The sequence below is a fragment of the Terasakiella sp. genome, from assembly GCF_048267425.1.
In the GTDB taxonomy this organism is placed as follows: domain Bacteria; phylum Pseudomonadota; class Alphaproteobacteria; order Rhodospirillales; family Terasakiellaceae; genus Terasakiella.
The window spans coordinates 192644-212611 of record NZ_JBLWXN010000005.1 but is presented as its reverse complement, the minus strand read 5'-3'; the positions used below and the strand labels follow the sequence as shown (position 1 = coordinate 212611).

Below are 19968 nucleotides of genomic sequence, written 5' to 3'. Positions count from 1 at the left end.
AACTAAATACGATTAACAAACGAAATAGGGCAGAGGCTAAAAAATGTCGTTTGCAACAATAATCGGGATCCTTGGGGGGATTGGGCTTTTCGTCGGGGCTATTTTGCTCAGTACGGACAATTTCCTGATGTTCCTGGATTTACCAAGTTTCATCATGGTCATCGGCGGCACGTTCGCAGCAACTTTTGTTTCTTATGAACCACGTTATGTCATGCTGGCGCTCAAACTCATTGGTCGACTGGTCTTTGCACCCAAAGTTGCCCGTAACATTTTGACAGCCGAAGTCGGGCGTATCATCAAATGGGGTTATACCGTTCAGAAAAACGGCATTCCGGCTTTGGAACAAGAATCCAAAAAAGCCGCCCGTTCGGATCGATTTATTGGTTTTGGTATGGATATGGTGATCAGCGGATATACCGGACAGGAAGTCCGCGAAATTCTGACCAATACCATTGAAACCACCTTTGTGCGCAACACCATTCAGGCCAGAATCCTGCGTGAAATCGCCGCAACCTGCCCCGCTTTCGGTATGATCGGGACCTTGATTGGTCTTATCATTATGCTGGACAACATGGGGGGGGATCCCACACAGCTTGGTGCAGGTTTGGCCGTTGCCTTGTTGACCACACTTTACGGTGTGATCTTTGCCCGCATGATTTTCCTACCCGCGGCAAACAAAATTCAGCAGCGTGAGGAAATTGTGCGTTTTAGAAACTACCTTGTCGCAGAAGGGCTCTGCTTACTCGCTGACAGGAAAAGCCCGCGCTATATTCAAGACCGTATGAACAGCTTCCTTGACCCGGCTATTCATTACAATCTTGATAAGATGATGAGAAAATAACTTCATTGAATTGAGGGAACCGAAATGGCACCTCCACCGCCGCCACAAGAAGAACCAGCAGACGAGTCTTGGCTCGCCACATATGCGGATGCGATTACCCTGCTCATGGCATTTTTCGTTCTTATGGTTGCTGTGTCCAAAGTTGACCTCGCCCTTTATGAACAAGTTGCCGAAGGGATCAACGAACAGGTCAATAAAAAGGAACGCAAGGCTCCTATTAAGGATTTCAAGGAAGATGCTGCCGAAGTTGTTCAGGAATTAACTGACGGGAAGGTTCTAAAACTCGGCGTTGATGACAGCGGAATTGTACTGGAATTTGACAGTTCAACATTCTTTCTTCCCGGTACGGCGCAAATCGTAGATGCAGCCTATCCGGTTTTGACAGCGGTTGCTGAACTCGTAAACGCCCCGCAATATGAAATGTTTAATCTCGATCTGGAAGGTCACACCGATGATGACCCGATCAGTACCGTTCAATTCCCATCCAACTGGGAACTTGGTGCGGCACGGGCAGCTTCGGTTCTGCGGGTTATGAATGAAAATGGGACCAAGATTGATCGCATGCGTGTCTTATCTTATGCCTCCACCCGTCCCAAAGCCCCAAACCGGATGGAAGACGGTACACCAATTGCGGAAAATAAAGCAAAAAACCGCCGTGTTGTTATGCGTATTCACCAAAAACCATTTGAATACTCACCACCCAAATATGTTCCGGTTACCTCTATTGCCCGCGAAGGCACAGAAGTAGAACCAACAGCCGAGCAACCCGCAGCCCCAACCGAAACGCCCCCGAATGCCCCGGCAGCACAAAACCAATAAGAAATAACGGATTATAAAAAAAAGCCTCTAATCCAATTGGGTCAGAGGCTTTTTTTATGGCTGAAATATATCTAAACCTCAACAACCATGCGTTCTTTTGCGACAAAACAGGATGACCATTCGGCTTTTGCAGCCTCCTCAACCTCATGCATGATATCGTCGGTATGTTCGGGGTCATGGTGGAAGATGGCCAGCTTTTTCACCTGTGCGGCACGACATAATCGAATGCCTTCCTGCCAGGTGGAGTGCCCCCACCCTATCTTGCTTTCAAATGTTTCATCACTGTACGTGCTGTCATAAATAACAAGATCGGCACCTTCGATCAGGTTTAAAATATTTTGATCCGGCTTGCCGACAACATGTTCGGTATCGGTCACATAACAAATAGATTTTCCATCAAATTCAATACGGTAACCTGTCGCACCGTTCGGGTGGTTGAGAGGTGCTGTCACAATTTTAATTTGATCGTTCAACATAAAGCTATCGCCGGCGCGAAAATCTTCGAATGTCAAATTCGCCTGCATCACTTCCAAAGGTACAGGAAATGTCGGGTTTGCCATTTGGCTGGCAAGTACTTGGCGAATGCCGCCCACATCCATCAAATGCCCAGCCATAACATGAAAACTGTTTCCCGGTACGTAGGCCGGGGCAAAAAATGGAAAACCGTTAATATGATCCCAATGGGTATGTGTCAGAAGAAGGTGCGCTTCCTTAATGCCTGATTTCAGGAATTCTTGCCCCAAACTGCGAATACCCGTGCCCGCATCCAGAATAAAACGATATTCACCCGCACAGACTTCGATGCAGCTTGTATTGCCACCATATTCGATATGTTCCGGTGAAGGACAAGCAATCGATCCACGTACGCCCCAAAATTTGACTGCGAAAGACATCGTTCTCTGGCTCATTTTATTTCAACATTTAAATGATAAAGCGAAATTCTTTAAACAAAAGTGAAATATTCTCATTCTTACTTAGTTTCTGTTTACCTGACTTCCAAGCATCAGACCGAAAATTTGCGCCGCATTTCCTTGATTAATCGCGATTTCCACAAAACCTGATGAATTAAAGTACCAAAAGGCATGCCCTTCTTCTGTGTCACAGAACACATCTGCATATTTTAACGTCTGTATTCCGATCTTTAAAGTTTCCGATGTTGCTATGTCATTATGACGAATATCTGTCCAACAATTGCCATAACCATCAATATAGATAACTTCCCCCGCCACTGTTTCCGATAAAGTCACAAGATCGTCAACCGGCACAGCGGATTTATCGAAATCTATATTCTGTGCCAGCATTGCAGCAACTGGCGCAAAAAGATCGCGCCCATGAAACGACTTTGAAAGCACCGCACCTCGCCACAAAATTTCAAAAGCCTGCACATTCTGGCTTGATTGAATAATATAGTGAAACAGACCATTGTCCGGGCCAACAAACCAACGTCCATCGCATTGCAGGCAAATGGGTTTGCGTTGCCCCCCTACACCGGGATCAACAACACATAGATAAACCGCCTCTTCCGGCATATTTTCAACAAGGCCCGCAAGCAGTTTTGCGCCATATGCGATTTGGAAAGCGGGAACATCGACCATTAAATCAACAATTGGCTCGCATGGGGCATATTCCAGTAAACGGGCTTTCATTTGACCCATATAAGGGCCTGTAATACCAAAATCAGTAAAGGTAACAATCATGGTTCTTTTTTACAAAAAGGTTGAATAATCATTTTTCCTAAACGCAATTGGGCAGGATCACGAAAATATTCCAGACCGATTTGCATGGTTTCATGTCCGTCTTGCGGTTGTGCGGTATAGGTCCGGCACAAACGGTCCCACAAACTGATATTAAAACCGTAATTGCTGTTTGTCTCAGCCTGTATGGAAGAATGGTGAACCCGGTGAAAATCAGGTGTCACGATAAACAATCGTAAAACAGTGTCCAATTTTAAAGGCAATTTGAAATTCGCATGATTAAACATCGCCATTGCATTTAAGATAACTTCAAGAAGGATCACTGATAAGGGGTCTATGGCAAAGATCAAAATAATCGCCATTTTAAATAGCAGGGATAAGACAATTTCAATGGGATGAAATCGAATACCCGTTGTGACATCATAATCCAGATCGGCATGATGCAAACGATGTAAGCGCCATAACACGGGGATTTTATGCATAGCAACATGTTGTAGATAGATACAAAAATCCAAAAAAAGGATACCGACAACAACGGGAAGAACCGGTTCAAACAAAACCGGGTTTTGTTGTGTGTAGAATGCAACACTTACCGGAACCCAAGGCAGGATTAGGCGTGCGCAAACTGCCCCGATAGCCAGAATTGCAAAATTGGAAAACCAGCGTTTTTGACGGGAAAAAGATCGTTTTCGGCGTGGGCCAACCGTTTCCAAAATAGCCATCAGGCAAAACAGCCCGATAAAAGCCGAAAGCCGTATCGCCCCTTCATTTTCCAAAATGAACTGCATTATGCCTTATGCCTTCTCATTTGTCGGAACTGAATAATTGCAACCCCCGTGATCGTCATCAGACCACCCAACAGCTTATATATAGTAAAGCTTTCCCCCAAAAGAACCACGCCTGCCCCAACACCGATCACCGGGGCGATTAAGGTAAAAGGAACAACCTGATTCACATCCAGACGATCAATGAGGCGATACCAAAGATGATAGGCAAAAATGGACGAACCAATAACCGTATAAGACAGCAGCATCCATGCCACGATTGAGGCCTCTTGAACGGCCTGAATTTGGTTTTCTTCCCAAAACCAGGACATAATGCCAAGAACAGGCATGGCAAATAAACTCATCCATCCCATAATTGCCAATGGTGGGATGCCCTTTAATTTTTTAATCAGGATATTAGCCCATGCCCAGCAGAAAGCACATGCAACAACAGACACGATACTTATAATCGTTCCGCCTTGTGGCTCCCCCGCCAAAAAGGCTGCACCGACAAAGGCCATTGCCAGCCCCGCAATTCGTTTCGGACCGAGTGTATCCTTAAAAAAGATAGCCGCCAAAATACAACTGAAGGGAACACCCAGCTGCAACAACAAGGCAACCGTCGCGGCATCTGCCCCGCGAAACCCGACAAAGAATAAGCCAAAATGCCCGACGCCAAGAACGAGTGCGACAGGAACAACCTGCTTTAATTGAACGAAAGACAGCCGAAAAAACGGCAATAATAAAATCGCCGTTATGCCAAAACGTATAATGGTCAGGGTTAAAGGCGGGATTTCACCGACCGTGACTTTGATGGCGGCAAAATTAAACCCCCAGATAATCACGACGCATAACGCCTGCAATGTATCACGGAGGTTCATTTTTTGTGTCCTTAGCCTGCAAATAAGACGCAGACTATGGCATGATTTAAACGGTTGAGTCTAATGAATAACCTGCTGCTCGAACGGTCCGAATAAAATCAGGACGATCATTAATGCTCAGGGCTTTGCGCAAGCGCCGGATATGAACATCAACAGTACGGACTTCCACATGAATGTCACGTCCCCAGACCTTGTCCAACAATTGTTCACGTGAAAACACACGCCCCGGACGTTCCATCAGAACGCGTAATAAACGATATTCTGTCGGGCCAAGGTGAACAGGTATTTCATCGCGCAAAACTTTATGTTCCGTCAAATCCATTGAAATATCTTCATAGTTCAATTTATCCTGCGCCAAGGCCGGGCTGGATCGGCGTAAGACGGCCTTTGCACGGGCCAGTAATTCGTTCGGAGAAAAGGGTTTCACGATATAATCGTCTGCCCCGCTATCCAATCCCCGAATACGGTCGCTTTCTTCACCGCGCGCTGTCAGCATGATGATCGGCAAAGATTTTGTGCTTTTGCGTTCGCGCAAACGGCGGCACACTTCAATGCCGCTTAATCCCGGCAGCATCCAGTCCAGAATAACCAGATCGGGTTCTTCTTCCTCAACCAGCAACATGGCTTCTTCGCCATCACCGACGCAAAGGGCACGAAAGCCTTCTTTTTCAATATTATAACGGACCAACTCTGCCAAAGGCGGTTCGTCTTCAACGATCAAAACAAGTGGTTCCATCGTCTTTTATCCTTCAAGGCCAGTAAAGCTGGTTTCGTCATCCTTGCGACGCTCGTCTTCCGGGTGCGCTCCCGTCACAAGGAAATACACATTTTCTGCAATATTGGTTGCATGATCGCCTGCACGTTCCACGTTTTTAGCGATAAACAACAAATGTGTACAGGATGTGATATTGCGCGGGTCTTCCATCATATAGGTCAGAAGTTCGCGAAACAGGCTGGTATGCAGTTGATCAACGACTTCGTCTTGCTGGCGGATATCCAAGGCTTTACGCTCGTCCCGTTCCAGATAGGCGTCCAGAACATTATGCACCATAGACTGAACCAACGAGGCCATACGTGCAATTGTATGAACCGCCCCAATCGGCGTCCCGCTGGACAATGTAATGGTTCGTTTGGCAATGTTTTTAGACAAATCACCAATACGTTCCAGATCCGAAGATGTTTTAAGTGCAGAAATAACCGTGCGCAGGTCATCGGCAACAGGTTGACGCAAGGCCAAAATGCGGGTTGCTTCGGCATTGATTTCTGTTTCCAGTTCATCCACTTTCAGATCATCATGGATAACATCGGCAGCCAATGCTGTGTCACGTTTTACCAACGCCTCGGACGCTTGACCGAGAAGAGATTCCGCCATACCGCCCATGCGGGCAATCGCGTTGTCCAGTTTGGTTAATTCGCTGTCGTAGGATTTTACAGTATGTTCTACGTTATTCATTTTTTATACTCGCCTTAGCCGAAACGCCCTGTGATATAGCCTTTAGTGCGCTCATCAACCGGTGAAGTGAAGATTTGTTCAGTCTCGCCATATTCCACCAGATTACCAAGATGGAAAAAGGCTGTTTGCTGGGACACACGCGCCGCTTGCTGCATAGAGTGCGTCACGATTACGATCGTGTAAGATCCGCGCAGCTCATCGATCAATTCCTCGATTTTTGCCGTTGCAATCGGGTCAAGGGCGGAACAGGGTTCGTCCATCAACAGGATTTCAGGATCAACAGCAATGGCGCGTGCGATACACAAGCGTTGCTGTTGCCCACCGGATAAACCGGTTCCCGGTTCTAACAAACGATCCTTGACCTCTTTTAACAAACCGACTTTTTCGAGGCTGATTTCAACGATCTCGTCCAGTGCGTTTTTATCAGTTGCCAAGCCGTGAAGACGCGGGCCGTAGGCAACGTTATCATAAATCGATTTGGGGAACGGGTTCGGTTTCTGGAAAACCATGCCGATTTTGGCCCGCAACAAAACAGTATCCACCTGTTTTGAAAGGATATCTACATCGTCAACCATGATTTTACCAGTGACGGAGCACCCATCAATCGTATCATTCATACGGTTTAAGCAACGCAGGAACGTTGACTTCCCGCAACCAGATGGGCCGATGAAGGATGTGACCTTACCCTTTGGCATATCAAGGTTAATACCGAACAAGGCTTCCTTTTCGCCATACTTAACGCGAACATCCCTGGCTGCGATTTTGACTTCGTCTTGCGACAGTTTCACGGAATTGACACCTTTCGAGACATTTCCATTGCTGAGATTGAGTTCCTTCTCAATATCAACTGCATTATCTTTTGTCATTGGTTTCATAGCTTTCATTTCCATTTTTACCAACGTCGTTCCAACTTTTTACGCAAGAGGACGGCCAAAGCATTCATTGTAATCAGGAACCCCAACAGGACCATGATTGCGGCGGAAGTTTTTTCAACAAAGGCTCGTTCGGGGCTATCGGCCCACAAATAAACCTGTACAGGCAAGACGCTTGCCGGATCAAACGGCGTGCTTGGTACATCGGCGATAAAGGCAACCATACCAATCATCAGCAAGGGGGCGGTTTCACCCAAGGCCTGTGCCATACCAATAATCGTACCTGTCAGAATCCCCGGCAGCGCCAATGGCAATTGATGGTGGAAGACCGCTTGCATTTTAGAAGCCCCTACCCCAATCGCCGCTTCCATAATGGACGGTGGAATGGATTTAAGGGCCGCACGTGCTGCAATGATGATTGTCGGCAAGGTCATCAAGGCCAGAACCATACCACCCGCCACAGGCGCAGAACGGGGCATACCAAACAGGTTCAGGAAAATCGCAAGCCCCAACAAACCAAACACAATCGAAGGAACAGCTGCCAGATTGTTGATGTTGACCTCAACAAGATAGGTAAACTTGTTTTTTGGTGCAAATTCTTCAAGATAAATCGCCGCCATCACCCCCAAAGGGAAAGACAAGGCCAATGTGACCAACATTGTTAAGGCTGAGCCGACAAGCGCACCTTGTATACCGGCTTGTTCCGGTTCACGGGAATCCCCTGAAGTAAAAAAGTTGGTATTGAAACGCGATTCAACACGTTCTTCTTTTTCCAAAGTTTCCACCCATGCAATTTCTGCATTTGAAATCGGACGAGTACTTTCCGGTTGCGTGCGATCAAAAACGCCTTTGATCAACATATCCACTTCGTCAGAGGCCATCACCCAAACGGATTGTGTCGTACCAATAATCGAGGGATCATTCAAAACCATATCGCGAAGGTCAAAACCGGCACTTGAACTGATCAAACCATATAGTTTTCGTTTGTCACGACGGTTGGTCACATCCGGGAATTTGGTTTTCAATGCCGTTTTTACCAAGGCATTATAATTCGAAAACCTCATCTTTGCCGGATCACGAGAGCCATCCGGATCGATGATCGTCTCATCCATCACGAAATCAAGCTGAATGTAGCTTTGCTTAAAGCCCGTGTAACCATTTGAAATGATGCTGGTAAACAACATCAGGACACAAAGAAAAGCAAATGCGAGAGCGCCGACACCAAACATTTTGAAACGTTTTTCTGCCGCCCGACGTTTTTTCAAACGTGCATGGGCTTTTTGCATAGATTCTTTTAACTCAGTCATATTTCTCTCGGTATTTTGCAACAACGCGAAGCGCGATGACATTCAAACAGAGGGTGACGCAGAACAGAACCAAACCAAGGGCAAAGGCTGCCAATGTTTTTGGACTGTCAAATTCCTGGTCACCGACAAGAAGGGTAACCATCTGCACCGTCGCAGTCGTAACAGCTTGTAACGGGTTGGCCGTTAAATTGGCAGATAGGCCGGCTGCCATAACCACGATCATGGTTTCCCCGATTGCGCGTGAAATTGCCAACATGATACCGCCAACAATCCCCGGTAACGCCGCAGGAAGAATAACTTGTAAGACCGTTTCCGATTTTGTCCCGCCTAACGCATAAGATCCATCCCGTAAAGCTTGCGGAACCGCACGAATAACGTCATCGGATAAAGAGGAAACAAATGGGATAATCATAATCCCCATTACCAGGCCAGCAGCCAATGCACTTTCCGAGGCAACTTCCAGTCCCCAACCTTCGCCAATATTGCGGATGGTCGGCGCAACAACGAGGGCCGCAAAGAAACCATATACAACAGTTGGGATACCCGCCAGTATTTCAAGAACCGGCTTACCAAGACCACGGACTTTCGGCGTTGCATATTCAGACATATAGATCGCCGACAGCAAACCAACCGGAACAGCCACACACATTGCAATAAAGGAAATCAACATTGTGCCTGCAAAAATCGGAACGGCACCAAAGGACCCTTGGCTGGCAACCTGATCTTTACGCAACGCGATTTGCGGGCTCCACTCCAATCCAAACAGAAACTCGCTTAAAGGAACTTTTCCGAAGAAACGAATGGCTTCAAATAACAAGGAAGACACAATCCCGATGGTTGTCAGAATGGCAACAACGGAACTTGCGAGCAACAAAATCCGAATGGCTTTTTCAACCTGATCACGTGCCTTGAGTTTTTCACCGATATTTTTGTTGCCGATTACCAGACCAACAATAGCAAAGGCCAGAACAGCCACACCAAGACAGGCAATGCCAATCTTTTTCAGTGCAAGGTAATGATCGGCTGCGGCAATCATTTCCGGTGTAGCAGATTTAACGTTGGTTCCGTTTGCAGCGATGAATTTAATATCACTAAGGATACGGGCAACCATCGCGCTTGATGTCTCGTCATTGATAGCCGTGACATTATGGAGAACCAGACTGTTAATAATCTGCGGTTCAAAAATAAACCAAAGAATAAATAAAAATAATGTCGGGAGACCGCACCATAAAGAGACGTAATACCCATAATGGCGGGGCAGAGAGTGCAACTGACGGATATTCCCCCCAACGGAAGAAACCGCACGCGCACGCCCCATATAAAAGCCGATTACAGCCAGAAGCAGAACGGTAAATGTAAAAATCGTGGTTTGCATATCTCAGCGATCACAATCAATTAAAGTGGATAGAAAAAGGAAAGGCGACGTTCAAACACCGCCGCCTTTCACAAGGAACGGTAGATTAGCTGCCAGCACCCAGTGCTTGAACGGCTGCTTTGTATTTCGCACGTTCTTCAGTCGGCATCGGGATCAAACCTTTGTCTGTCAGGTAACCTTCATCACCCCAGGCTTTGTCATTGGTGAATTCAGCCAGATATTCCAGGATACCCGGTACAGAACCGATGTGTGCATTTTTGACGTAGAAGAACAACGGGCGGGAAACCGGATAAGAACCATCCGCAATGGCTTCAAACAGCGGCTCTTTACCGTCAATCAAAGACCCTTGAACAGTGTCAGAGTTTTGATCAAGGAAGGAGAAACCAAATACGCCGAATGCATCCGGGTTTGCGTTCAATTTCTGGATAATCAGGTTATCGTTCTCACCCGCATCGATATAAGCACCGTCTTCGCGGATAGAATGACAAATGGCCTTATATTTCTTTTTGTCTTTTGCGATACCCATCTTGTCATCGCCTTTTTTCAAAGCTTTGATTTGCGGGAATTGCTTACAACCACCTTCAAGTGCCAGCTCGGCAAACGCGTCACGTGTACCGGAGGTCGGCGGCGGGCCGAGAACTTCAATTTTTGTATCCGGCAAAGACGGGTCAATATCGGACCATTTCTGGTTCGGGTTCGCAACCAACTTGCCTTCCGCATTCGGAACATCCTTGGCCAAAGCCAGGAAGATCTGCTTGCGGGTGATTTCCATGCGCTTACCTTTTTTGGAGTTCGCCACAACGATACCGTCATAGCCAACTTTAACTTCGGTAATTTTTTCAACACCGTTTTTCGCGCAACGTTCGATTTCGGACTTTTTCACAGCGCGAGATGCGTTTGTGATATCCGGGTGTTCTTCACCAACACCGGCGCAAAACAGTTTGAAACCGCCGCCAGAACCGGTGGATTCAATAACAGGTGTTTTGAAACTTGTTGTTTTACCGAATGTTTCAGCAACAGAAGTTGCGAACGGATAAACAGTAGAAGAACCAACGATACGGATTTGATCGCGTGCTTCAGCAGCGCCAGCGGCAACAACAGAAGCTAAAGCTGCGACAGCAAGAGTCTTCTTAAGTGACATAAGGAATTCTCCAAACAAAGTAAGTGAACTGAGATTCAGTTTGTAAACGCTTTTTCGTTTACGTCAGTGAGCACACAGTATTTTTACTTGGATACGATTTTATTACGTTAGTATTACGCTTTTGTGACACAGCTAAATTTTCAGACTTTTTGCGGCAATATAACTGTAAAGGTGGACCCGACACCGATCTTACTTTCAACATTCAGGCGGCCACGGTGACGCATGATGATATGTTTCACAATCGCGAGTCCCAATCCGGTCCCCCCCAATGTTCGGGACCGCGCCTTATCAATACGATAGAAACGCTCGGTCAAACGGGGCAGATGTTCTTCTTCAATCCCTTCGCCTTGATCTTTGATTTTGACAGAGATTCCGGGAACGGCACGGTCCGGCATTCGGTCCAGAAAATGACAGGTGATTTCAACCGGTGTGCCAGATCGACCATACTTTATCGCATTATCGATAAGGTTCTGAAAAACCTGCGTGATCTGATCAGAATCACCAGCAACCCAATATGCACGATCCACCGCATTTAAAATCAGTGGCATATCGCGTGCCTCTGCCTTCAGGCTGAGAATATCCACAATATTTTGCAAGATCAGGGTCAGATTGACTGCTTCGGCAGGGACAACATGTTCCTGTATCTGCACCCGTGATAAAGAGAGTAAGTCATCGATCAGGCGCGCCATTCTGTTAGCTTCTTGTATCATAATGTCCAGAAAGCGAACTCGGGCCTCTTTATCATCTTGCGCCGGACCTTGCAGGGTTTCGATAAACCCTAACAACGCGGATAAGGGTGAACGTAATTCATGGCTGACATTCGCAACAAAATCAGAATGCATTTCTTCCGTGCGTTTTTCTAAAGTAGTATCGCGCACGGTAATCGTTACTCCGTCGCCATCACCAACCAAGGCCACATGCAAACTTAAATGACGTTCCACCGGTGCCGGGAACTTAGCCTCCCCAACCCACGTTTTTTTGTGATTAAAAACATGTTCGACCGCCTCTACCACATGGGGTTGACGTAAACATTGCACAATATTACGCCCGATTAAAACGCGGCCGAATAAATCCATTGCGGCTTTATTGGCATATTTCACGACACGCTCGCGATCCAAAACAATAATGGGTTCTGCAAGCGATGCTAAAATAGCAGCCGTTTCATCAACGCGCTTTCTTTCTTCAATTTCGGGTAGCCGAGCCTGTACAACCGGCTTTTTTTTACGAAAAAGCACAATATCCTCTTGTGATAACGGAGCAAAAATAAATGAATGCACCGTAATATATGTAATTCTTATTACATTTTTGTGACGGTGCGTGCTTTATTCTTTGAATTCCTCAATCATTCGATGCCACACAAGCGGGACTTCCCCACCTGCACATGGTTTAGCATATAGGAATCCTTGCACCACATTACAGTTAATCGAACGTAAGAATTCGACTTGCTCCTGTGTTTCAACACCTTCCGCAACAACGTTTATTTCCAGTTTTTGTGCCATTGACACAATCGCAGAAACAATGGCGGCATCGTCATTGTCAACCGTCAAATCCCGAATGAACGTTCGATCAATTTTTAAGGTATCCACAGGGAAACGTTTTAAATAGCTAAGCGAAGAATACCCGGTTCCAAAATCATCAATTGCAATTTTAAGGCCCATCTCCTTGATGTCATTTAAAATGCGAATAGCATCTTCCACATCATCCATAACCATATTTTCCGTCACCTCAACTTCAAGTGAAGTCGGATCAATACGGTTATCTTCGATCGCTTCTTTGATATCATTCAGCAAATTGGCATCCCGAAACTGTTGCGCGGATAGATTGACCGCAACACTGCCAAATTCAACATCCATATCCTGCCACATTCTGATTTGAATACAGACCTGATTAAGAACGGATTTTCCCAATCTTCCAATTAATCCATGTTCTTCAGCCACAGGGATGAAATGAACGGGTGAAATGGGTTTCCCTCTTTCATCATTCCACCGGGCCAACGCTTCCAGACCAACTGGTTTTCCTAACTGAGTATCCACTTTCAATTGATAGTGGGGATGAATAATTTTTCGATTCAGGGCAACGCGTAATTTATTGGCCAATGATAATTGTGATTGCGCTTTCTCATTCATCTCAGCATTGAAGAATTGATAGTTATTGCGCCCTTTTTCTTTTGCGTGATACATCGCAACATCGGCGTGACGTAATAAATCCACGCTATTTTCACCATCGGTTGGATAAATGGCAATGCCAACACTGGCAGACACAAACAATTCGTGTCCTTCAAAGAAATACGGCGCCCCCAGTGATTTAACGATACGGGAGGCGATCAGTTCCACGGCTTCAATGGAAGATATGTCTGTCAAAATCACCGTAAATTCATCACCGGATAAACGAGCCACCGTATCAATTTCGCGAATACTAAATAACAAACGTTTAGAGACTTCTTTCAGAAGCAAATCCCCAACGCGATGGCCTAAAGTGTCATTGATTTGTTTAAAACGATCGAGATCGACAAACAAAACGGCAAGATGGGCTTTTTCACGTCGCGAACGGGCCAACGCCGTGTGTAATCGATCCTGAAAAAGAATACGGTTTGGTAAACCTGTCAAATGATCAAAATGGGCCAATTGCTCCAATTTTTCTTCATCTGCTTTTTTATCTGTAATATCGGAAAAAACGGCAACATAATGCGTCAGTTTCCCCTTTTCATTCCGACAGGCATTAATGGATAGCCATTTGGGAAATTCCTCGCCATTTTTGCGCCGGTCCCAAATTTCACCTCGCCAAAATCCATTGGTATTGAGTTTGCGCCACATTTCATCATAAAATTCTGAAGAATGACGCCCCGATTTCATTAAACGGGGATTTTGCCCAATGACTTCTTCGCGGCTAAATCCGGTAATTTCACTAAAGGCGGTATTAACATCAATTATTTCCGCATTATGATCGGTAATGATAATACCTTCTGCCGTGTTATCGAAGACAGTGGAAGATAAACGTAAATTACCTTCCGCAAGGCGGCGCTCAGTCACATCCTGCCCTATACAGATCACACCGGATATATTCTCCTGTATATCTCTGACCGGCGTAATACTCCAAACAATGTAATAAGTACGATTGTGTGTTTTTGTAATAGTTTCCAAGGCTGGTGTTGCCTTACCCGCATGTGCATCCTGACAAGCAACACGCGCATCACTATCAGGATAAAGCGCGAAGAAATCATCTATCGTCTTTATTTGATCTATATTGTTCAGATCAAAAATACGTTGCATCGCATTATTCATAACACGAATCGAGCCATCTTTATCCCAAGCAATTATGGGAGAATTTCCGGCTTCAAATATGTCCGTGATATATTTTGACTGTTCGGATAATTCGCCGACCATCTCCTCAATAACTTCACCAACACTATTAAATTCATAAATCGTGCCCGGCTTATAACGAATGTCCTGACGTCCCATTCGTACACCTGCCGCATAATCCAAAAGCTTGCGGATGGAATGGTGCGTCCAGAAATGCAGGAAATAAGTTCCGGCGATGCAAATAACCAGTGAACAAAGCAGCCCGAATAAAATAGTTCGTTTAAAACTTTCCTGCCAGTTCTGGCTCCCTTGTGTTGTCGATACGGTTACCAGATGCAAACCGCTTTTCCCGTCTTCTAATCGCAGGGGTAAAATATCGCCACTAAAAAATTCCCCCAATTGCGCAAAGACCGGATCTTTATGTTCCAAAACCAGCTGTGCCGTTTCTTCAACCCCTTCTTCCAGAGACAAAGAGGATACAAGAACCGTGCTATCTTGAATAATATAATGGGCATAGGCATGGCTGGCCGAACGCAATCCATGCACAAGTGAAAAATTGTTTTTGAGGTATATACCGCCTTTTACGAGGCTGTTTCGCTTTTCGCCATTCTTATTTTCGCTAACAACATGTATTTGGATCACCAGAGCGGGACCCTTCGGAGTTTGCTCTAATTCCCAATGCTCATTTTTAAATAACAGGGTTTGTGCGCCTTCAACAGGAGAACCGAATGTTTTCTTTAAAACAGGCCCCTCACCTTGTTCCAATTCAAACCAAAGAGCATAATCAAGGATTGTGTTTTTTAAAGGGTTAAATGTCATCTCATCATTGGAAACAGAACCAATCGTTACCAAGGATTGCTTGGCTTCCTTCAATCGAAAATTTAAATATTGCTGCGCAATTTCATGTGTCCGGGAAAGCTGTTCAATCTGTTCAAACTGTAGGGCTTCCTTAGCGTTTTTATAGGACACCTGCAATAATAAAACGCTCACCCCGAAGAGAGCGCCCAAAAATAAAAATAAAACAACCGGAGTAAACCGGAAAATCATTGTGTTCCCCTTTTATCAAACGAATTGATAAGCTACACTGTTTCCCCAAGGAATAATTCGCAGATGAACTATTCAATCTCTATTAATATGTGGGAACAATGAATTCTACAAACAATAATGCGATATTAAAAAAAGAAAAATCGTCCTACATACTGGATAGAGAAATATCACGCAGAAAACAAATCGAAGATTGTGCCCAAATCGCCGGGTTGGAATGGGATATTGAAACGAGTGAGTTTTGGTGGTCCCAAAACCTATATAAAATTGTCAATCTCGACATTCAAACGCTGCCGCCTTCTTTAAACGCATTAATCGGACTTTTCCGCCCCAGCGATCAGGCAAAAGTGCAAAAACATTTTGAAACTCTATCTCAGCAAGGTGGTAGTTTTCGTTTTTATACACATACTTTATCCCGACAGGGTCAGGAAACCCCTGTGCTCCTCATGGCGAAGATGGATGCACATACAAATAAGATGATTGGCTTTGTCCAGGATGTCGGTACGGACTTTAAAGAACGTGAATCCTTACTCGAAACACTTGCCAAATATCGCGGCGTTATGTCTGGCGCAGGTGATGCCATCATATTATTATCCCACGAAGGCAATATCATTGAAGGAAACCCAAAAGCCGCCGAACTTTTGGAAGTTTTACCGGACAATATCTCTCAGCTGAGTGTTGACGATATCCACGATCAACAAGAACTTGATATAATGATGGGGTATTATCAAGGGTTTCTATGGGGGCAAGACCAGTCTGCACGCAGTACTATAATCGGCAAAAAAGGTAAAAGAACACCTGTTGAAATTTCGGGGCGTTCAATCGAAATCGGCTCTCAACAGATGCTTGTGGTCATTATGCGTGACATAACGGTCCAACAACAGGCCCAAAACGCCCTGATCCGTAGCGAACAACGTTATCGTAGCCTTGTAGATGAAGCCCGCGAAGGTATTATGTTGTTGACATCCGACGGCAATATTCTTGCTGTCAATCCAAAGCTGTGTGAAAGCACAGGATTGAAACGGTCTGTCTTGCTGCAAAGTAATTTTCGCGACATAACTGATTTCGATATGGAGATCAGCCCGACCGAAATTCTCATGGAAGCCAATACGCGATCCTCCATCCATATGGAAGGTAATTTGCAGACCGCAGATGGAAAACTTCTGCCAACCGGATTTAATGTGGCGCGTTATAAAGACCAAGGTCAGGTTCAGTTTATTGTAACCGCATATGACCTGACCAATGTGCGTTCCAGCGAAGAAGACAGACTAGAACTGCAAAAACAATTGTTTCAAGCACAAAAACAAGAATTATTGGGTCAAGTCGCGGGTAGCCTCGCCCATGACTTTAACAACCTGCTGTCCCCTATTCTTCTGGTCAGCGAAATGTTGATGGAGGACGCGCAGGAAGATCCTTTCCTTCATGGCAATTTGCGCAATATTCATCAGGCAGCTGAACGGGCACGCCGTCTTGTTCACCGTATTTTGACTTATACACGACCAGAAGAAAGCGAGCCGACACGTATAGAACTTCGCCATGAAATGGAAGAAACCCTCGCACTTTTACGTTCCTCCATTCCGCAAACGATAAAAATTGAAGAAATCTGCAACGACGAAAGCTATTATTGCTTTGCCGACCCTGATCAAATTCACCAAGTCATTATGAATACGGGTATGAATGCCGCGCAAGCCATTGGTGAGGAAAAGGGCGTCATCACCTTTGCAATGCAAAAAATCTATGTGGATGAAAATTCGGAATTAATCAGTCGCTTTGAAATTCCGGAAGGCGACTACGTAACCGTTTGTATCAGCGATACAGGTCCCGGCATTCCGGAACACATTCTCAATGAGATCTTTGATCCTTTCTTTACGACCAAAACGCAAACAGACGGCTCCGGTCTGGGACTTTCAGTTGTCCGCCAAATTGTTGAAAATCACGGCGGCGCTGTCGAAGCCATTCCTCAAGGGGGGTGCCTCTATACCAGTCAAAACAAGGAACCGACTATAGGTGCCTGTATTTGTATTTATCTGCCCCTGTTAAAGGAATAACCACCCGTGACACATATGCCTACCCTGAAAGCTTTAATTGTGGATGACGAAGATCTTGTACGCAACGCTGTTGCGATGGTCTTGAGGCGCAATCAATTTGAAGCAATGGCCGTTTCATCAGGAGAGCAAGGCCGGGAAGCCTGCCGAAAGAATACCTTCGACATTATTCTGACCGATCTGGTTATGCCACAAATGGATGGCGTTGAATTTATTCAGGCGTTGCGTGCGGACGGGATTACAACCCCGATAATCACCTTTACCGGGGGCGCACGCGTCGGACATCAAAATCTATCCAGTCAGGCAATAGAATCCGGTGCCTGTCTGACTTTGCGAAAACCTGTAAATAAACAGCAATTACTTGATGCAATCGCAACGGCTTTAGAAATTAGCCGGTAAAACCGCTTCTCAAAGCCAGACCAACAGCTTGGGTACGGCTGGAAACGCCCAACTTTCTGAACACACCTTTTAAATGTGCGCGAACCGTGACTTCTTGAAGTTCCAGAATACTAGCAATCACTTTATTAGAATGCCCTTCAACCAGATATTTCAAAACTTCCCGTTCACGGGTTGTTAATTCATCAAAAATATGGGAATCGGTATCATCTTCGATTAATTCTTCTTCGGTCGAACAGATCACAGACGGGATAAATTTTTCGCCGTGCAAAACCAAATTAATCGCATTGATCATGGCCTGCCCACCCAACGTTTTAGGGATAAAACCCGAGGCCCCTTTATCAATACAGGTCAGCACATCCACGCGACGATAAGCCCCGGACATAACCACAACAGGCTGTTTCCCGGCAAGGCCCACAATCTTTTGCACGCTATCCAGACCGGAAACACCCGGCATCTTCAAATCAAGCAAAATAAGGTCAAAATCATCGCCTGCACGCAATTTGGCTTCCGTTTCCGGAAGGGTTTCTGCCTCAACAACTTGAATGTCCGGTTGCAGTTTATTGAAGATCAACTTGATCCCCTCTCGAAAGAGACCATGGTCGTCTGCCAATAAAAATTTCATTTATCCTATCCTTCTAAGCCGGATATGCTATTCGTTATCCTAAGTACGTCAGATATCGAAGATCGGTTTTTCTATTCCTGAAAAATTCAGTTCTTCAATATACGGAATTTCCCCTAGAATACGCACCTTGCCAAATTGTTCAATGGCATTTTTATTGTCTGGATTTAATGGGCCGTTCAAAACAACCCCTTTTACGGGTATTTTGTAATTTTGCAACGCATGTAGCGTTAGCATCGTATGATTGATGGTCCCCAAACCACTCCGGGCAACGACAATGACTTCGCAATCCATTTGCTTGATCAAATCGATCATTAAATTATGATCATTCAGGGGGACAAACACACCACCGGCCCCTTCAATGACCAGAGGGGCATTGACCTGTGGCTTGATAATTTTTGCCAGATCAATTTTCACACCATCACGGCGCGCGGCTTCGTGCGGTGAAAGAGGTTCGCGTAATTCATAAGCACAAGGTAAAATCCGTTCCGGCGCAATGTTCCCGATCTTCTGGACCGTTTCTTTATCTTCAATATCGATAATACCGGACTGCACAGGCTTCCAGTAAAACCCATCAAGCTGCTGAGTTAAAAGGGCGGACACAATCGTTTTGCCGACATCTGTGTCTGTACCCGTTACAAAATAAGTCGTCATTTATGCCTCTTTGGTAATTGTACCAACCAGAATATCGTAGGTCATGGCGCAACTTCCGCCTTCTTCCAATGTCTTGATAACTTTTCTCATTTGCCCCGGTGATAACGGTTGATAACCGGGCTGTGGCGCCTGCGCCCCGATCGCCTTTAACGCCCGTAGAAAGGCAAGACCGTTCTCATAGGGCTGCAGGCGCTTTTGACGAGCGAAACTCACCTGATACCCTTTAATGGCAATTTGTTGCATATCTTCCAGCAAGGGATAATCATGCAATCCAACCGCCATACCTTGTTGGATTAAATGATCGCGCCACTGCTGAAAGGTTTCTTGTCCCAAGGTTGTGAAAAACAGTCGACCACCCGGTTTTAATAAACCGCTCAAACCTTTTAAGGCACTTTCCAAATCTTGAAACCATTGAAAGGCCAAGCTACTGACGATTAGATCAAATTTCTTTTCCAATGCGGGATGTTCACCATCCATAACCTGATAGGAAACACCATCACCAATACGCGCCCGGCAGCTTTCCAGCATATCCGCTGACAAATCTGTAATCAGCCAATTGGCCTGCGGAAATAAAGTCATCATTTCTTGCGTTAAGAAACCTGTCCCGCAGCCGATTTCCAGACAATCGGCGGGCTGTTCAAGGTCCAACCCTTTAATCACCTCAGCCAAAAATCCAGCCGTCCATTTCTGAACGGGGGCGTCTTTTTCATATGTGTTTGACGCTTTGCCAAACGACTGCGCAATAAGTTTTTTATTCACGG

19 protein-coding genes are annotated in these 19968 nt (G+C 45.5%); 4 read left to right on the top strand and 15 right to left on the bottom strand.

The window, feature by feature from the left end; translation table 11 throughout:
- Positions 1-43: 43 nt before the first annotated feature.
- The gene (locus ACN0VA_RS10200; protein ID WP_188659800.1) at positions 44-841 is read left to right on the top strand and encodes a motility protein A; all 798 of its coding nucleotides are present in this window, start codon (positions 44-46) and stop codon (positions 839-841) included.
- A gap of 24 nt (positions 842-865) precedes the next feature.
- Positions 866-1660 carry an OmpA/MotB family protein gene (locus ACN0VA_RS10195; RefSeq protein ID WP_417821049.1) on the top strand — a complete coding sequence of 265 codons (795 nt, stop codon included), beginning with the start codon at positions 866-868 and terminating at the stop codon, positions 1658-1660.
- A gap of 71 nt (positions 1661-1731) precedes the next feature.
- Here ACN0VA_RS10195 and ACN0VA_RS10190 read toward each other — a convergent pair whose 3' ends face one another.
- The 12 genes from ACN0VA_RS10190 to ACN0VA_RS10135 form a co-directional block, all read right to left on the bottom strand.
- A complete protein-coding gene (locus ACN0VA_RS10190; RefSeq protein WP_417821048.1) occupies positions 1732-2553 on the bottom strand; it encodes an MBL fold metallo-hydrolase in 822 nt (273 codons plus the stop codon).
- A gap of 81 nt (positions 2554-2634) precedes the next feature.
- Positions 2635-3357: an SAM hydrolase/SAM-dependent halogenase family protein gene (locus ACN0VA_RS10185; protein ID WP_417821047.1), complete on the bottom strand. Its 723-nt coding sequence runs from the start codon at positions 3355-3357 to the stop codon at positions 2635-2637.
- Entirely contained in the window at positions 3354-4142 is a 789-nt protein-coding gene (locus ACN0VA_RS10180; protein WP_417821046.1) for a sterol desaturase family protein, read from the bottom strand. The genes ACN0VA_RS10185 and ACN0VA_RS10180 overlap by 4 nt, the downstream gene beginning before the upstream one ends.
- Positions 4142-4999 (bottom strand): DMT family transporter, encoded by an 858-nt coding sequence (locus ACN0VA_RS10175; RefSeq protein ID WP_417821045.1) that lies wholly within the window; start codon positions 4997-4999, stop codon positions 4142-4144. The genes ACN0VA_RS10180 and ACN0VA_RS10175 overlap by 1 nt, the downstream gene beginning before the upstream one ends.
- A gap of 46 nt (positions 5000-5045) precedes the next feature.
- Positions 5046-5735 carry a phosphate regulon transcriptional regulator PhoB gene (gene phoB, locus ACN0VA_RS10170; protein WP_417821044.1) on the bottom strand — a complete coding sequence of 230 codons (690 nt, stop codon included), beginning with the start codon at positions 5733-5735 and terminating at the stop codon, positions 5046-5048.
- A gap of 6 nt (positions 5736-5741) precedes the next feature.
- Positions 5742-6452: a phosphate signaling complex protein PhoU gene (gene phoU, locus ACN0VA_RS10165; RefSeq protein WP_417821043.1), complete on the bottom strand. Its 711-nt coding sequence runs from the start codon at positions 6450-6452 to the stop codon at positions 5742-5744.
- 14 nt (positions 6453-6466) lie between these two features.
- A complete protein-coding gene (pstB, locus tag ACN0VA_RS10160) occupies positions 6467-7327 on the bottom strand; it encodes a phosphate ABC transporter ATP-binding protein PstB (RefSeq protein ID WP_417821042.1) in 861 nt (286 codons plus the stop codon).
- Between the two features lie 17 nt (positions 7328-7344).
- Complete coding sequence (pstA, locus tag ACN0VA_RS10155; RefSeq protein WP_417821041.1) at positions 7345-8631, bottom strand: phosphate ABC transporter permease PstA; 1287 nt, start codon at positions 8629-8631, stop codon at positions 7345-7347.
- The gene (gene pstC / locus ACN0VA_RS10150) at positions 8624-10006 is read right to left on the bottom strand and encodes a phosphate ABC transporter permease subunit PstC (RefSeq protein ID WP_417821040.1); all 1383 of its coding nucleotides are present in this window, start codon (positions 10004-10006) and stop codon (positions 8624-8626) included. The genes pstA and pstC overlap by 8 nt, the downstream gene beginning before the upstream one ends.
- Before the next feature lie 85 nt (positions 10007-10091).
- A complete protein-coding gene (locus tag ACN0VA_RS10145; RefSeq protein WP_417821039.1) occupies positions 10092-11147 on the bottom strand; it encodes a PstS family phosphate ABC transporter substrate-binding protein in 1056 nt (351 codons plus the stop codon).
- Between the two features lie 140 nt (positions 11148-11287).
- Complete coding sequence (locus tag ACN0VA_RS10140) at positions 11288-12382, bottom strand: ATP-binding protein (protein ID WP_417821038.1); 1095 nt, start codon at positions 12380-12382, stop codon at positions 11288-11290.
- A gap of 87 nt (positions 12383-12469) precedes the next feature.
- The gene (locus tag ACN0VA_RS10135) at positions 12470-15436 is read right to left on the bottom strand and encodes an EAL domain-containing protein (RefSeq protein WP_417821037.1); all 2967 of its coding nucleotides are present in this window, start codon (positions 15434-15436) and stop codon (positions 12470-12472) included.
- Between the two features lie 155 nt (positions 15437-15591).
- On the opposite strand from ACN0VA_RS10135, the gene ACN0VA_RS10130 reads away from it, so the two are divergent.
- Together ACN0VA_RS10130 and ACN0VA_RS10125 are read left to right on the top strand one after the other, a co-directional pair.
- Positions 15592-17538 carry a PAS domain S-box protein gene (locus ACN0VA_RS10130; RefSeq protein WP_417821036.1) on the top strand — a complete coding sequence of 649 codons (1947 nt, stop codon included), beginning with the start codon at positions 15592-15594 and terminating at the stop codon, positions 17536-17538.
- A 15-nt stretch (positions 17539-17553) separates the two neighbouring features.
- Positions 17554-17934 carry a response regulator gene (locus ACN0VA_RS10125; protein WP_417821123.1) on the top strand — a complete coding sequence of 127 codons (381 nt, stop codon included), beginning with the start codon at positions 17554-17556 and terminating at the stop codon, positions 17932-17934.
- On the opposite strand, the gene ACN0VA_RS10120 is transcribed toward ACN0VA_RS10125, so the two are convergent.
- From ACN0VA_RS10120 to ACN0VA_RS10110, 3 genes are read right to left on the bottom strand one after another with little or no spacing between them, the layout of a single operon-like run.
- The gene (locus ACN0VA_RS10120) at positions 17924-18556 is read right to left on the bottom strand and encodes a response regulator (protein ID WP_417821035.1); all 633 of its coding nucleotides are present in this window, start codon (positions 18554-18556) and stop codon (positions 17924-17926) included. The genes ACN0VA_RS10125 and ACN0VA_RS10120 overlap by 11 nt on opposite strands.
- 48 nt (positions 18557-18604) lie before the next feature.
- Positions 18605-19207 (bottom strand): dethiobiotin synthase, encoded by a 603-nt coding sequence (bioD, locus tag ACN0VA_RS10115; protein WP_417821034.1) that lies wholly within the window; start codon positions 19205-19207, stop codon positions 18605-18607.
- The gene (locus tag ACN0VA_RS10110) at positions 19208-19966 is read right to left on the bottom strand and encodes a methyltransferase domain-containing protein (protein ID WP_417821033.1); all 759 of its coding nucleotides are present in this window, start codon (positions 19964-19966) and stop codon (positions 19208-19210) included.
- Positions 19967-19968: the final 2 nt, after the last annotated feature.

Excerpts from the sequence above, each read along its gene's own strand:
- ACN0VA_RS10200 (WP_188659800.1), top strand. The coding sequence starts at position 44 with ATGTCGTTTGCAACAATAATCGGGATCCTTGGGGGGATTGGGCTTTTC.
- ACN0VA_RS10195 (WP_417821049.1), top strand. The coding sequence starts at position 866 with ATGGCACCTCCACCGCCGCCACAAGAAGAACCAGCAGACGAGTCTTGG.
- ACN0VA_RS10190 (WP_417821048.1), bottom strand. The coding sequence starts at position 2,553 with ATGTCTTTCGCAGTCAAATTTTGGGGCGTACGTGGATCGATTGCTTGT.
- ACN0VA_RS10185 (WP_417821047.1), bottom strand. The coding sequence starts at position 3,357 with ATGATTGTTACCTTTACTGATTTTGGTATTACAGGCCCTTATATGGGT.
- ACN0VA_RS10180 (WP_417821046.1), bottom strand. The coding sequence starts at position 4,142 with ATGCAGTTCATTTTGGAAAATGAAGGGGCGATACGGCTTTCGGCTTTT.
- ACN0VA_RS10175 (WP_417821045.1), bottom strand. The coding sequence starts at position 4,999 with ATGAACCTCCGTGATACATTGCAGGCGTTATGCGTCGTGATTATCTGG.
- phoB (WP_417821044.1), bottom strand. The coding sequence starts at position 5,735 with ATGGAACCACTTGTTTTGATCGTTGAAGACGAACCGCCTTTGGCAGAG.
- phoU (WP_417821043.1), bottom strand. The coding sequence starts at position 6,452 with ATGAATAACGTAGAACATACTGTAAAATCCTACGACAGCGAATTAACC.
- pstB (WP_417821042.1), bottom strand. The coding sequence starts at position 7,327 with ATGAAACCAATGACAAAAGATAATGCAGTTGATATTGAGAAGGAACTC.
- pstA (WP_417821041.1), bottom strand. The coding sequence starts at position 8,631 with ATGACTGAGTTAAAAGAATCTATGCAAAAAGCCCATGCACGTTTGAAA.
- pstC (WP_417821040.1), bottom strand. The coding sequence starts at position 10,006 with ATGCAAACCACGATTTTTACATTTACCGTTCTGCTTCTGGCTGTAATC.
- ACN0VA_RS10145 (WP_417821039.1), bottom strand. The coding sequence starts at position 11,147 with ATGTCACTTAAGAAGACTCTTGCTGTCGCAGCTTTAGCTTCTGTTGTT.
- ACN0VA_RS10130 (WP_417821036.1), top strand. The coding sequence starts at position 15,592 with ATGAATTCTACAAACAATAATGCGATATTAAAAAAAGAAAAATCGTCC.
- ACN0VA_RS10125 (WP_417821123.1), top strand. The coding sequence starts at position 17,554 with ATGCCTACCCTGAAAGCTTTAATTGTGGATGACGAAGATCTTGTACGC.
- ACN0VA_RS10120 (WP_417821035.1), bottom strand. The coding sequence starts at position 18,556 with ATGAAATTTTTATTGGCAGACGACCATGGTCTCTTTCGAGAGGGGATC.
- bioD (WP_417821034.1), bottom strand. The coding sequence starts at position 19,207 with ATGACGACTTATTTTGTAACGGGTACAGACACAGATGTCGGCAAAACG.